This window comes from Nocardia sp. MH4, from assembly GCF_019266065.1.
Classification (GTDB): Bacteria; Actinomycetota; Actinomycetes; order Mycobacteriales; family Mycobacteriaceae; genus Nocardia; species Nocardia canadensis.
The window spans coordinates 1-12,825 of sequence record NZ_LPNR01000121.1; the positions used below are offsets into that span (position 1 = coordinate 1).

Annotated in this window: 11 protein-coding genes and 1 pseudogene; 11 read left to right on the forward strand and 1 reads right to left on the reverse strand. The window is 69.6% G+C overall.

The window, feature by feature from the left end:
• The 9 genes from ATM97_RS27375 to ATM97_RS27415 form a co-directional block, all read left to right on the forward strand.
• Positions 1 to 1,872, forward strand: a 1,872-nt coding sequence (locus ATM97_RS27375) for a helix-turn-helix transcriptional regulator (protein WP_218721084.1), incomplete at its 5' end; no start/stop codon positions are given.
• A gap of 102 nt (positions 1,873 to 1,974) precedes the next feature.
• On the forward strand, positions 1,975 to 2,706 hold the full coding sequence (pgeF, locus tag ATM97_RS27380; RefSeq protein ID WP_218721085.1) for a peptidoglycan editing factor PgeF: 732 nt from the start codon (positions 1,975 to 1,977) through the stop codon (positions 2,704 to 2,706).
• Positions 2,703 to 3,446, forward strand: coding sequence for a YggS family pyridoxal phosphate-dependent enzyme (locus ATM97_RS27385; RefSeq protein ID WP_218721086.1), 744 nt, complete (start codon positions 2,703 to 2,705; stop codon positions 3,444 to 3,446). The genes pgeF and ATM97_RS27385 overlap by 4 nt, the downstream gene beginning before the upstream one ends.
• Positions 3,447 to 3,553: 107 nt before the next feature.
• Complete coding sequence (locus ATM97_RS27390; protein ID WP_218721087.1) at positions 3,554 to 4,309, forward strand: cell division protein SepF; 756 nt, start codon at positions 3,554 to 3,556, stop codon at positions 4,307 to 4,309.
• Positions 4,310 to 4,398: 89 nt separating this feature from the next.
• Positions 4,399 to 4,701, forward strand: coding sequence for a YggT family protein (locus ATM97_RS27395; RefSeq protein ID WP_019046242.1), 303 nt, complete (start codon positions 4,399 to 4,401; stop codon positions 4,699 to 4,701).
• Positions 4,702 to 4,761: 60 nt separating this feature from the next.
• Positions 4,762 to 5,622 carry a DivIVA domain-containing protein gene (locus ATM97_RS27400; RefSeq protein WP_218721088.1) on the forward strand — a complete coding sequence of 287 codons (861 nt, stop codon included), beginning with the start codon at positions 4,762 to 4,764 and terminating at the stop codon, positions 5,620 to 5,622.
• Between the two features lie 83 nt (positions 5,623 to 5,705).
• Positions 5,706 to 5,906, forward strand: a complete 201-nt coding sequence (locus ATM97_RS27405) for a hypothetical protein (RefSeq protein ID WP_218721089.1) — start codon at positions 5,706 to 5,708, stop codon at positions 5,904 to 5,906.
• Between the two features lie 276 nt (positions 5,907 to 6,182).
• Complete coding sequence (gene ileS / locus ATM97_RS27410; RefSeq protein WP_218721090.1) at positions 6,183 to 9,314, forward strand: isoleucine--tRNA ligase; 3,132 nt, start codon at positions 6,183 to 6,185, stop codon at positions 9,312 to 9,314.
• 305 nt (positions 9,315 to 9,619) lie between these two features.
• Positions 9,620 to 10,129 (forward strand): NlpC/P60 family protein, encoded by a 510-nt coding sequence (locus tag ATM97_RS27415; RefSeq protein ID WP_255588518.1) that lies wholly within the window; start codon positions 9,620 to 9,622, stop codon positions 10,127 to 10,129.
• 3 nt (positions 10,130 to 10,132) lie between these two features.
• Here the strand turns inward: ATM97_RS27415 and ATM97_RS27420 are convergent, their stop codons facing one another.
• Positions 10,133 to 11,008, reverse strand: a complete 876-nt coding sequence (locus ATM97_RS27420; protein WP_218721091.1) for a UTP--glucose-1-phosphate uridylyltransferase — start codon at positions 11,006 to 11,008, stop codon at positions 10,133 to 10,135.
• Between the two features lie 95 nt (positions 11,009 to 11,103).
• On the opposite strand from ATM97_RS27420, the gene ATM97_RS27425 reads away from it, so the two are divergent.
• Together ATM97_RS27425 and ATM97_RS27430 are read left to right on the forward strand one after the other, a co-directional pair.
• Entirely contained in the window at positions 11,104 to 12,498 is a 1,395-nt protein-coding gene (locus tag ATM97_RS27425; protein ID WP_218721092.1) for a DNA polymerase IV, read from the forward strand.
• A 57-nt stretch (positions 12,499 to 12,555) separates the two neighbouring features.
• Positions 12,556 to 12,825: pseudogene (locus ATM97_RS27430) on the forward strand (hypothetical protein); the annotation flags it as partial.

Consider the following 12,825-nt stretch of genomic DNA (forward strand, 5'->3'; position numbering starts at 1 on the left):
AAGGCGGCGGCACTCGCCCCGGCGGCCGCCGCACCGGGCCCGCATCAGCTGGAAGCGCTGCTGCTGGCGGCCCGGTGCGCCCGCATGTGCGGCCGGGTCGAGGAGGCCAGGACTCTGCTCGCCACCGCCGCGACCCTGCCTCGGCGCCGCGGGGACGGTCCGGTCCAACTGGAGCTGGCCATCCTGGAATTGCAGGATCACCAGGACGCCGAAGGCCACGCCCGGCTCAACGCCCTGTTCGAGTCCGCCGAGATCGCGGACCCGGCGGTGCGGGCCGCCGCGACGGCGCTGCGTTGCCTCGGGTTTGTCGCCGACGGTCAGATCCGGACCGCCGCCGAGCTCTACCCCGACTGTCACCATGCCTTCGACGAGCTCACCGACGCCGGCTTCCGCGAGGTCGTCCACGCGGTTCCCGCCCTGGGCTGGTGCGCCTACTTCCTCGACCACGACCGCGACGGCCTCGCCCACCTCGACCGTGCCATCCGCGTCAGCCACCGTTTCGGCCGCAGCTACGCCCTGGCCGAACTCCAGACCGTCCGCGCCTACTCGCTGGCCAAACTCGGCCGCCTCGACGCCGCGATCGCCGCCGCCGACGACGCGACCGATGCCGCCACCACCTTCCACCACCCCGACCTGCTCTCCTTCGCCGGCGCCGTCAAGCTCCGCACCCTGCTGCTCACCGCGCCCACCGACGCGGTCACCACCCAGTGGCACACGGTCGCGGCCCTGCCACGTCCCGCCATGCGATGGTGGCGCCAGGTAGTCGAGACCACCCTCGTCGAAACCGCCCGCCCCCTCGGCCTTCCGACACCGGACCTCCAGGTGCCCGGTGCCCCGGCCCGTCGAGTCTCAGCGCCCGGTCCGCCGGTCCCGGGTGCTCCAGCCGCCGGTCCGCCGGTCCCGGATGCGCCGGAGCCCGACGGCCCGGTGGTCCCTGACGCTTCGACCCCGACCGCCCTGGCCCCCGACACCCGCCCCGGCCCCCTGCATCCGACGCACCTGGCCCGGGCGGCCCATGCCGCGATCGCCGACGGCGACCTGACCACAGCCGCCGACCTGGTCGCCCGGGCGACCGCAGCGGTCGGCTACCGAACCTCGGCCTCCGCCACCGGCGAAACCGTTGCGGGCGATGCCGTTTCCACCGCGCCGGAGCTACCGCCCGAACCCCGCGACACGGAGTCGACGAGGACGCCCACCGACGCCGGCATTCGCTCCGGCAGCCGGCACTCGTCATCGCGAGGCGCGCACCACACCGACGAGAGCCCGGGTAGCACGGCTCAGGTGCTGCACTGCGAGGGCCCGGATCACCTGGTCGCCGCGTCGCACCCCGTCGCCGCGTCGCACTCGGTCGCCGCGTCGCACCCGACCGACGAGGGTCTCGGTAGCCAGGTGGGCGCGGCCGCGCTCGCCGGTGCCGACTACGCCGTCGCCGTCGGTGATCTCGACACCGCGGCAACATCGGCCGAGCGGGCGATCGCCGCGTTCACCCGCGCCGGAATGGTGGTCAACCGCGCACAGGCCGAACTGCTCGCGGGTATCGTCGCGGGCCGCCGCGGCGACTTCGGCCAGGCGACCAGCCGCTTCGCCTCGGCACGCGCGATATTCGCCGCCGCGGGCGCCCAGCGACTGCTGGCCGAGACCACCACGGCCCAGCGCAGCCTGGCCGGATCCCGCTCGCCCAGCCCCACCTCCCTCACCAGGCGCGAGCGGGAAGTCGCCGAACTGGCGGCCCACGGCCACACGAACAAGGACATCGCCGCCCATCTCTATCTGAGCCCCCGCACCGTCGAGGACCATCTCGGCCGCGTCCTGCGCAAGCTCGGCCTCACCAGCCGCGCGGGCATCGCCCGCAAGCTCGACGAACTGGGGTAGCGCGCTCCGCGCCGAGGCCGAACGATGTCACCGCGCCGAGGTTGACCGACGTCACCGCCCACGGGCGACCCACCCCGCCCGGACGGCACTACGCTCGAAGTCATGACTTCCGCACCCACCACCGTGACCGTCCGCCGGGTGACCACCACCCGCGCCGGTGGCTTCTCCGCCGCTCCGTACGACTCGTTCAACCTGGGCGATCACGTCGGCGACGATCCGGAAGCCGTGCGCCGCAACCGGGTTCGGCTGGCCGAGGGCATCGGGCTCACCCCGGACCGGCTGGTGTGGATGGAGCAGGTGCACGGACGCAACGTCGAGATCGTCGACGGACCCCGCGCCGAACCGGTTCCGGTGACCGACGCGCTGGTCACCACCGTGCCGAACCTGGCCCTGGTGGTGCTCACCGCCGACTGCGTGCCGATCCTGCTCTCCGACGACGAGGCCGGTGTCATCGCCGCGGTGCACGCGGGCCGCATCGGCGCCCGGATCGGGATCGTGCCGCGGGTGCTCGAGGCGATGGTGTCGGCGGGCGCGCGGGTCGAACGGATCGGTGCCTTCCTCGGCCCCGCCGCCTCCGGCCGCCAGTACGAGGTCCCGGCCGCGATGCGGGCCGACGTCGAGGCCCACCTGCCCGGCAGCGCCACCACCACGGTCCGCAAAACCCCTGGTCTGGACCTGCGCGCGGGCATCAGCAGGCAGCTCACCGAGGCCGGCGTCGGCGGGATCGCCCTCGACCCGCGCTGCACCATCGAGGACAAGACCCTGTTCAGCCACCGCCGCGGCGCGCCGACCGGCCGCATCGCCGGCGTGATCTGGATGGACCCCACCGCATGAGCGCAGCGCGCGAGACCACCCGGGAGACCGCCCGCGCCCAGGAACTCTCGGCCCGGCTCGACGGTCTGCTGGCCCGCATCGACGCCGCCGTGGCCGCCGCGGGCCGACCGGCCGGTTCGGTCCGGCTGCTGCCGGTGACGAAGTTCTTCCCCGCCGCCGATGTCGACATCCTCTACCGTCTCGGCAGGCGCGAGTTCGGCGAGTCGCGCGAGCAGGAGGCCTCGGCCAAGGTCGCCGAGCTCGGTTACGACGACGTCGAATGGCACATGATCGGCCGTTTACAACGGAACAAGGCGCGCGCGGTGGCGCGCTGGGCGCACACCGTGCACTCGGTCGACAGCGAACGCCTGGCAACCGCGCTGGACCGGGCCGCGCGCGACGCCATGGCAGCCGGCGAGCGTACCGCGCCCCTGCGTGTCCTGCTCCAGGTGAGCCTGGACGACGACCCCGGGCGCGGGGGTGTCGCACCGGCCGATCTGCCCGCCCTGGCCGATCTCGTGGCGAAGGCTCCCGGCCTGCATCTGGCCGGTCTGATGGCGATTCCGCCCCTTGACGCCGCCAGTGATGCGTCCTTTGCGAATCTTGCGACTTTGCACACTTCGCTGCTGACTCGACACGCCGACGCCACCGAACTTTCTGCAGGTATGTCGGGTGATTTGGAATCTGCGGTCGAACACGGTTCGACGTGTGTGCGTGTCGGTACCGCCTTGATGGGCGCGCGACCGATAACCTCGGCGTAGCAAAGAAACCTCATCAGTCACATTCGACACATACGATTGGGCCGACGAGGCGCTGAGCAAGAACTTCAACACCCGGCCGCCACCGGGGCCGAAGGAAGGTCGACCAGATGAGCACGCTGCACAAGTTCAAGGCGTACTTCGGCATGGTTCCGCTCGACGAGTACGAAGACGATTACGTCGACGATCACGCCCCTCGCGGCGCCGACGAGCGCGCCGGTCGCCCTCGCCCGCGCAGCTACGACCGCTACGCCGAAGACCGATACGGCGCCGACCGTTTCGAGGACGAGGCCGACGACTACCCGCAGCCGGCCTACAAGTCGGCCTACCAGGCGCGTCGTGACGATTACGTCGCCGACACCTACGCCGACGATCGTTACGAGACGCCACGTCGCCCGACCAGGATCGAGACCGCGCCGTCGTCTGGTCGCTCGTTCCGGGCCGGCGGTGTCGCACCCGGCATGCGCGGCTCCACCCGTGGAGCGCTCGCGGTCGATCCCGACGCCGAGGAGCGCAGGCTGGAGGAGCGCATGCGCCCCGAGCCTGCCGCCGCGCGGCGGCCTGGGATCTTCGAGGACGGAGGTCCCTTGTCCAAGATCACCACGCTGCGTCCCCGGGACTACAGCGAGGCCAGGATCATCGGTGAGCGTTTCCGCGAGGGCAACCCGGTCATCATGGACCTGGTGGACCTGAGCAATGCCGATGCGAAACGGCTGGTCGATTTCGCGGCCGGGCTCGCTTTCGCGCTGCGCGGTTCGTTCGACAAGGTGGCGACGAAGGTGTTCCTGCTCTCACCCGCCGATGTCGACGTATCAGCGGAAGAGCGCCGCCGGATCGCCGAAAACGGCTTCTACAACCAGAAATAGACACCACATCCGCAACACCGTGATGGCCGCCCGCGCACTGCGCGGCGCGGCCATTTTGCACGCCGCCGATTTTGCGGCAGAGTGAAGACGTGGCCCTGTTCGCGGTTCTGTACCTGGTGCTTTTCATCTTCTGGCTGTTGCTGATCAGCCGGGTGATCGTCGAGTTCATTCGCAGTTTCGCGCGCGATTGGCGCCCGACCGGTGTGGTGGTGATCATCCTCGAAGTCATCTTCACGGTGACCGACCCGCCGGTGAAACTCCTGAGGCGGTTGATACCTCCTGTGAATCTCGGGGGTATTCGGCTCGATCTGTCGATAATGGTCCTGCTCTTCGTGGTGTTCATCCTGATGTCCATCGTGGGTAGGCTCGGGCAGCCCGTGACCTCCGTGTGACATACTGAATCGAGAAGACCGCTTGCTAGTTCTCCAAAAGACGCGTGAAGGGATCCTTCGATGCCGCTGACTCCCGCCGATGTGCATAACGTCGCGTTCAGCAAACCGCCGATCGGTAAGCGCGGCTACAACGAGGACGAGGTAGATGCCTTCCTGGATCTCGTCGAGCAGGAGCTGTCGCGCCTGATCGAGGAGAACGCCGACCTGCGTCAGCGGGTCGCCGAGCTCGACACCGAGCTGGCCGACGCCAAGAAGAACCGCGCGTCCGCGCCGGTCAGCGCCGTGAAGGCGCCTGTCCAACAGGCCCCGCCGCCGGCGCCGGAACCGATCGCGCCGCCGGTGCCACCCGCACCGCCCGCGCCGATGCCGGTCGCCGCCCCCGTGCGTGACAACTCCGGTCCGGACGCGAACATGCAGGCCGCGAAGGTCCTCACCCTGGCGCAGGAGATGGCCGACCGCCTCACCACCGACGCCAAGACCGAGGCCGAGGGACTGCTCTCGAACGCGCGGGCAAACTCCGAGCGACTGGTCGGCGATGCCCGTACCCGCTCCGAGGCGATGATCGCCGACGCGCGCCAGAAGTCCGACGCGATGCTGGCCGACGCGCAGAACCGCTCCGACACCCAGATCCGTCAGGCCAAGGACAAGGCCGAGGCCCTGACCGCCGATGCCGAGCGTCAGCACGCCGAGATCATGGCCACCATCACCCAGCAGCGCACGGTGCTGGAGAGCCGCATCGAGCAGCTGAAGACCTTCGAGCGCGAGTACCGCGTGCGACTGAAGTCGTACCTGGAGTCGCAGCTGGAGGAGCTGGAGAACCGCGGCTCGGCCGTCCCGGTCGACGGCGGCGAGTTCGCCGGCGAAACCAACGGTTCGGCCAACAGTCTGGCTCCCGCCTCCTTCGCCAAGGGCGGCAAGTAAACTGGACCCGGGTCACACGGCGCGCCGTGTGACCCGGGAAACGCCCAGCTTTCGTCGGGCTGCTCGGGTTCTTGGGAGTCAGCATGCTCGTCTTGACGCTCGTCCTCGCGGCTATCGGTTTCGGTTTGCTCGTCGCGGCGCTCGCCACCGGTTCGGTGCTGTGGGCCTGGGGGTGCATCCTGATCTGTATCGTCGGTGCCGCCACTTTGCTGGTGAGTGCGCTGGCCACCCGAAAACCCGAGAACAACCCGGTCCCACCCGGCCGACACGCCCGGCGGGACTGACGGCGCGAAATATCCGCTGGACGGTCCCGGTTAGAATCGAACAACACACGGCACTGATCCGGCCATCACCGGGGAGCCTTCGGAAGAACGGCGCTCGCGCTCAGTAGAACCGAACGGGTGAGCCCGTCACAGCTCACACAACGAGAGGCTCGCGCCGCTCCCTCGGGACGGCACGGGCAAGCGGGGTGGTACCGCGGTACGGCGCACCGGCGCCGACATCGTCCCCGTGCCCAGGATTCGCGCCGACGGCGCGGCGGCACGAGGAGCAGATCCGCGATGGCGGACGAGACAACCACCGGTGCGTACCCCCGGGTCGACTTCGGCGCCGGTTCCGGCGCGTCGTTCCCGGAACTCGAACAGCAGGTACTCGACTATTGGGCGCGCGACGACACCTTCCGCGCCAGCCTGGCCAACCGCGACGGGGCGGCCGAGTTCGTCTTCTACGACGGCCCGCCCTTCGCCAACGGCCTGCCGCACTACGGCCACCTGCTCACCGGCTATGTCAAGGACCTGATCCCGCGCTTCCAGACCATGCGCGGCAAGAAGGTCGACCGCCGCTTCGGCTGGGACACCCACGGCCTGCCCGCCGAGATCGAAGCCGAGAAGCAGCTCGGCATCACCGACAAGTCCCAGATCGACGAGATGGGGCTGGCCGAGTTCAACGCCGCCTGTAAGTCCTCGGTGCTGCGCTACACCGGCGAGTGGCGCGACTACGTGACCCGCCAGGCGCGCTGGGTCGACTTCGACAACGACTACAAGACCCTCGATCTCGACTTCATGGAGTCGGTGATGTGGGCGTTCAAGTCGCTCTACGACAAGGGCCTGATCTACCAGGGCTTCCGCGTGCTGCCCTACAGCTGGTACGAGCAGACGCCGCTGTCGAACCAGGAGACCCGCCTCGACGACGCGTACAAGATGCGGCAGGACCCCGCGGTCACCGTCGACATGCAGCTCGTCGTCCCGGCCGAGCATCCCTTCGCGGCCCTCGACGGCGCCAACGCGCTGATCTGGACCACCACGCCGTGGACGCTGCCGTCCAACCTGGCGATCGCGGTGCACCCCGACGTGCGCTACGTGCACGTGCGCGGCGCCGACGGCAAGCGCTATGTGCTTGCCGCCGAACGGGTCTCGCACTACGCCCGCGAGCTCGGTGACGAGCCGGAGGTGCTCGGCGAGTACGACGGCGCCGCGCTGGCCGGGCTGTCCTACCGACCGCCGTTCGACTTCTTCCTCGGCCACCCGAACGCGCACCGCGTGCTCGAGGCCGACTACGTCACCACCGACTCCGGTACCGGCGTAGTCCACCTCGCGCCGGCCTTCGGTGAGGAGGACATGGACGTCGCCTCGGCGAACGGGATCGAGATCGTCCAGCCGCTGGACCCGGCAGGCAAGTTCACCTCGATGGTGCCGCCGTACGAGGGCCTGATGGTCTTCGACGCCAACCCGGTGATCATCAAGGATCTCAAGGCCGCCGGAAAGCTGTTACGGCACGAGACGATCGAGCACTCCTACCCGCACAGCTGGCGGTCCGGCCAGCCGCTGATCTATATGGCCGTGCCGTCCTGGTTCGTCGCGGTCACCAAGTTCCGCGACCGGATGGTCGAGCTGAACCAGCAGATCAGCTGGGTGCCCGAGCACATCCGCGACGGCCAGTTCGGCAAGTGGCTCGAGGGCGCGCGCGACTGGAACATCAGCCGTAACCGCTACTGGGGCAGCCCGATCCCGGTGTGGGTCTCCGACGACCCGGCCTACCCGCGCCTGGACGTCTACGGCTCGCTCGACGAGCTCGCCGCCGACTTCGGCGTGCGCCCGACCGACCTGCACCGGCCCTACATCGACGAACTGACCCGGCCGAATCCCGATGATCCGACCGGCAAGTCGACCATGCGCCGGGTGACGGAGGTGCTCGACTGCTGGTTCGAGTCGGGCTCGATGCCGTTCGCGCAGGTGCACTACCCGTTCGAGAACAAGGACTGGTTCGACAGCCACTTCCCGGGCGACTTCATCGTCGAGTACAACGGGCAGACCCGCGGCTGGTTCTACACACTGCACGTGCTCTCGACCGCGCTGTTCGACTCGCCGTCGTTCAAAACTGTTGCCGCGCACGGCATCGTGCTGGGCGACGACGGGCTGAAGATGTCGAAGTCGAAGGGCAACTACCCCGACGTCAACGAGGTCTTCGACCGCGACGGCTCCGACGCGATGCGCTGGTTCTTGATGAGCTCGCCGATCCTGCGGGGCGGCAACCTCATCGTCACCGAGCGCGGCATCCGCGAAGGCGTCAGCCACGCGTTGCGCCCGCTGTGGAACGCGTGGACCTTCCTGCAGCTCTACGCCTCGAAGCCCGGGGTGTGGCGCACGGATTCGCCGCACGTGCTCGACCGCTACATCCTGGCCAAGCTCGCGGTCACCCGGGACGTGATCACCGAGGCGCTCGAGACCTACGACATCGCCGGTGCCACCGACGAATTGCGCTCGTTCGCCGACGCGCTCACCAATTGGTATGTGCGCCGGTCGCGTTCGCGGTTCTGGTCCGAGGACCGTGACGCGGTGGACACGCTGCACACGGTGCTCGAGGTGGTCACCCGCCTGGCCGCGCCGCTGCTGCCGCTGATCAGCGAGGTGATCTGGCGTGGGCTCACCGGCGAGCGCTCGGTGCACCTGGCCGACTGGCCGACCGAGACCGAGCTGCCGCACGATCCCGAGCTCGTGGCCGCGATGGACGAGGTCCGGGTGGTCTGCTCCACCGTGCTGAGCCTGCGCAAGGCGCAGAACCTGCGGGTGCGGCTGCCACTGGCCGAGGTCACCATCGCCGCGGCCGACGCGGAGCGGCTCACGCCGTTCACCGAGTTGATCGCCGACGAGGTCAACGTCAAGAAGGTCGACCTGACCACCGACGTCGACGCGCACGGCCGCTTCGAGCTGGTCGTCAACGCGCGCGCCGCCGGGCCGCGGCTGGGCAAAGAGGTCCAGACGGTGATCAAGGCGGTCAAGGCGGGGCAGTGGAGCGAATCCGCCGAGGGTGTCGTCACCGCCGCCGGGATCACCCTGCTGCCCGAGGAGTACACCCAGCGTCTGGTGGCCGCCGAACCCGAGTCCACCGCCGCCCTGCCCGGCAATGCCGGTCTGGTGGTGCTGAACTCGGTGGTCACCGAGGAACTGGAGGCCGAGGGCTGGGCCCGCGACCTCATCCGCGACCTGCAGGAGACCCGCAAGGCGCAGGGTCTCGAGGTGTCGGACCGGATCACCCTCACCCTGGAGGTCCCGGCCGAGCGGCTGGCGTGGGCGCGGACCCACCGCGATCTGATCGCCGGTGAAGTCCTCGCCACCACGCTCGATTTCGGCGCGACCGATGCCGAGGCCGCCGAACTCACCGGTGGGGTGAAGGCTCGGGTGCGCAAGGCCTGACCGGCGACAACGGCGGGGCGGGACCGGCTTTCGGTCCCGCCCCGTTCGTGTCCGCGCACCCGGCCGATGATAACGATGCTGAAAATTTGCTGAATGTGTGTGACAGTCCGTCGATCGTCGAGCACAATCGAGGTGTTACTGCTGATGCGCATGGAACCGCTGAGGCGGCAGTAGCTGTATGTTACGTCTGATCTCGTCCGAACACGGGTAGCTCGCCGGGTTCGCCCGATTCCGGGACGCCTGGCCCGGCGAGTTTCTCGCCACGCTCCGACGTCCGTAGGAACAGCGGGGAGGCGGAACAGCAAATGCGGCGAAAAGTCTTGCGACGGTTGGCCTTCGGGTTCGTCGCCACCACCATCACCACCCTCGTCCTCGCCGGGCCAGCCTGGTCGCAGACCGGCAGCGCGTCGGGCTCGGGCGGCTCCTCGTCCGGCAGCTCCAGTGGCTCCGGCGCGATCCCGTTACCCAGCGCGACCGGCATCGGCGCGCTCACCGCCGCTGCCACCCAGATCGGCAAGCCCTACGAGTGGGGCGCCATGGGGCCGCACGCGTGGGACTGCTCGGCCCTGGTGCAGTGGGCCTTCCGGCAGGTCGGGGTCAACCTGCCGCGCACCACCTGGGAGCAGGCGAAGGTCGGCATGCCGGTGACCTTCCGCGGGCTCGCGCCCGGCGATGTCGTCATCCTCAACGGCGACGGCTCGCACGTCGGCATCTACGCGGGGATGGGCCAGATCCTCGACGCCCACGACTGGGGCGTTCCGGTGGGGCTGCATCCCCTGCGCGAATTCGACATCTTCACGATCCGGCGCTTCTGAGCCTCAGTCGACCAGCTGACGCAGCAGCGGCCCGTACTCCGGGTGGGCGAGCGCGGAGGCGAACTGGGCGACCAGGTAGTCGGCCGGATTGCCGGTGTCGTACCAGCGACCCTGGATGACCTGGCCGTACACCGCGTGGTTGGCGGCGTAGTTGTTGATCGCGTCGGTGAGGTACACCTCGCCGGTCTGGTGGGTGTACCAGTTCTCGGTCTGGGTCTGCAGCTCCTCGATGATGCCCGGGGTCACCACGTACCCGCCGATGGCCGCGTACGCCGAGGGGGCGTCCTCGGGCTTGGGCTTCTCCATCAGGCCGGAGATGCGCAGCAGCCCGTCGTCGAGGTCCTCGCGGACCACCGGGACGCCGTAGCGCTGCGACTCGCCCGGCGCCATCGGCAGCAGCGCCAGCACCGGGCAGCCGGTGGACTCGTAGGCGGTGATGAGCTGCTGGGCGCGCGGCACCTCGGCGACGAACACGTCGTCGGGCCACAGCACCAGCATCGGCTCGTCACCGAGATTGCGGGCGGCGTTGAGGACCGGTGTGCCGTTGCCGTACGGACCGTGCTGGTCGAGGTAGGTGATGTGGCCTGCGCGCGAGAGCTCACCGACTTCCTCGACCGCGTCGGCGTAGGCGGACTTGCCGTCGGCGCGCAACTGCGCGACCAGCGCCGGGTTGGGGCGGAAGTGGTCCTGGATCAGCGACTTGCCGCTGCTCACGACGATGGTGATGTCGGTGATCCCGGAGGAGACCAGTTCACGGACGGTGTGCTCGATGACCGGCTTGTCGCCGACCGGCAGCATCTCCTTCGGCGTCGCCTTGGTCAGCGGAAGCAGCCGGGAGCCGATTCCCGCAGCCGGAATGACAGCCTTGCGGATCTTCATCCACCGATCATCACATATCCGACTGGGTGATCGCTGTGCCACGGCTGTCAACCGGCGGGGGAAAATGTGTCGGCCGCGCCGCGTAGATTGCGGGCGTGAGCACCGACGCCAACACCGCAGGCGCCCCGGCCAGGGCAGATGCGGCGGTCACCGCCCGCCGCTGGGTGCTGCACATCGATATGGACGCGTTCTTCGCCTCGGTCGAACAACTCACCCGCCCGACTCTGCGCGGCAGGCCGGTGCTCGTCGGCGGCGCGGGTCAGCGCGGGGTGGTCGCCGGAGCCAGCTACGAGGCACGGGTCTACGGCGCGCGCTCGGCCATGCCGATGCATCAGGCCCGGCGGTTGATCGGAGTGTCGGCGGTGGTGGTGCCGCCGCGCGGCGCGGTGTACTCGGTGCTCAGCGCCGCGGTGTTCGACACGCTGCGCGGCCGGATCCCGGTGCTGGAGACGCTGTCGTTCGACGAGGCGTTCGCCGAACCCGCCGAGCTGGCGGGCGCGAGTGTGGCCGAGGTCGAGCAGTACTGCGCCATGCTGCGCGCGCTGGTCACCGCGCGGACCGGGCTCACCGCCTCGATCGGCGCGGGAACCGGCAAGCAGCTCGCCAAGATCGGCTCCGGCCTGGCCAAACCCGACGGCATGCGGGTGATCTCGCCCGCCGAACAGGGCGGGCTGCTGGCCGGGCTGCCGGTGCGCAAACTGTGGGGGATCGGCCCGGTCGCCGAGGGCCGGCTGCGCAGTCTCGGCATCGAGACGGTCGGTGCGTTCGCGGCGCTGCCGGAATCGGAGGCCGCCTCGATCCTGGGCGGCAGCATCGGCACGGCGCTGCACCGGCTCGCGCGCGGCATCGACGACCGCCCGGTCACCGAACGCGCCGAGGCCAAACAGATCAGCGCCGAGAACACCTACGAGCGCGACATCGTCACGCTGCCCGATCTGCGCGCGGCCATCACCGCCATGGCGGCGGCCGCGCACCGCAGACTCGACCGCGACGGCCGCGCCGCCCGCACCGTGGTGCTCAAACTCAAGAAGTCCGACATGAGCATCGTGACCAGGTCGTTCACCCTGCCCTATGCCACCGCCGACCTGACCACGCTGGCCGCGGCCGCGCAACGCTCGGCGATCGACCCGGCCGAACTCGGCCCGATCCGGCTCGTCGGCGTCGGCTACGGCGGGCTGTCGCTGGTCCGCCAGGAATCACTGTTCCCCGAACTGGATCAGGCCGTTCCCGAGGACTTCGGCGTCGACCAGGTCGAGGCGGCCGCACCGGCGGGCGAGCCCGTCGACAGCCCCGATCCGCTTGCGGGACAGTGGTTCCCCGGTATGGACGTGCGTCACCCCGACTTCGGCCACGGCTGGGTCCAGGGCGCGGGCTACGGCGTGGTGACGGTCCGATTCGAGACCAGCTCGACAGGTCCCGGCCCGGCGCGTACGTTTCCAGCCGACGATCAGGATCTGACGCGGGCAGATCCCCTCGACAGCCTCGCGTGAAGTAGCCTCGGCTACCGCGATGGAACCACTCCCACCTCGAACGCAAAGGACGAGCAGTTGAAGCTTCGTACGACCGGACGTGTCGCGATCGCCGGACTGGCCGTGGTCGCGGCCCTTGGCCTGAGCGCGTGCAGCGACGACAAGGGTGACAAGCCCGCCGCGAAGACCACCACCAGCGCCAAGGCTTCCGCCTCGGCTGCCGCGAACCTGCCCGCGGTGCCGACGGTCGAGCAGCTCAACGAGCAGCTGACCACGGCGTTGGATCCGTCGATCCCGAACGAGCAGAAGCTGGATTTCGTGCAGGGTGGTTCGGCGGATCCGGAGTTG

Coding starts and splice junctions, on each gene's coding strand:
- pgeF (WP_218721085.1), top strand. CDS start 1,975: ATGACTTCCGCACCCACCACCGTGACCGTCCGCCGGGTGACCACCACC.
- ATM97_RS27385 (WP_218721086.1), top strand. CDS start 2,703: ATGAGCGCAGCGCGCGAGACCACCCGGGAGACCGCCCGCGCCCAGGAA.
- ATM97_RS27390 (WP_218721087.1), top strand. CDS start 3,554: ATGAGCACGCTGCACAAGTTCAAGGCGTACTTCGGCATGGTTCCGCTC.
- ATM97_RS27400 (WP_218721088.1), top strand. CDS start 4,762: ATGCCGCTGACTCCCGCCGATGTGCATAACGTCGCGTTCAGCAAACCG.
- ATM97_RS27405 (WP_218721089.1), top strand. CDS start 5,706: ATGCTCGTCTTGACGCTCGTCCTCGCGGCTATCGGTTTCGGTTTGCTC.
- ileS (WP_218721090.1), top strand. CDS start 6,183: ATGGCGGACGAGACAACCACCGGTGCGTACCCCCGGGTCGACTTCGGC.
- ATM97_RS27415 (WP_255588518.1), top strand. CDS start 9,620: ATGCGGCGAAAAGTCTTGCGACGGTTGGCCTTCGGGTTCGTCGCCACC.
- ATM97_RS27420 (WP_218721091.1), bottom strand. CDS start 11,008: ATGAAGATCCGCAAGGCTGTCATTCCGGCTGCGGGAATCGGCTCCCGG.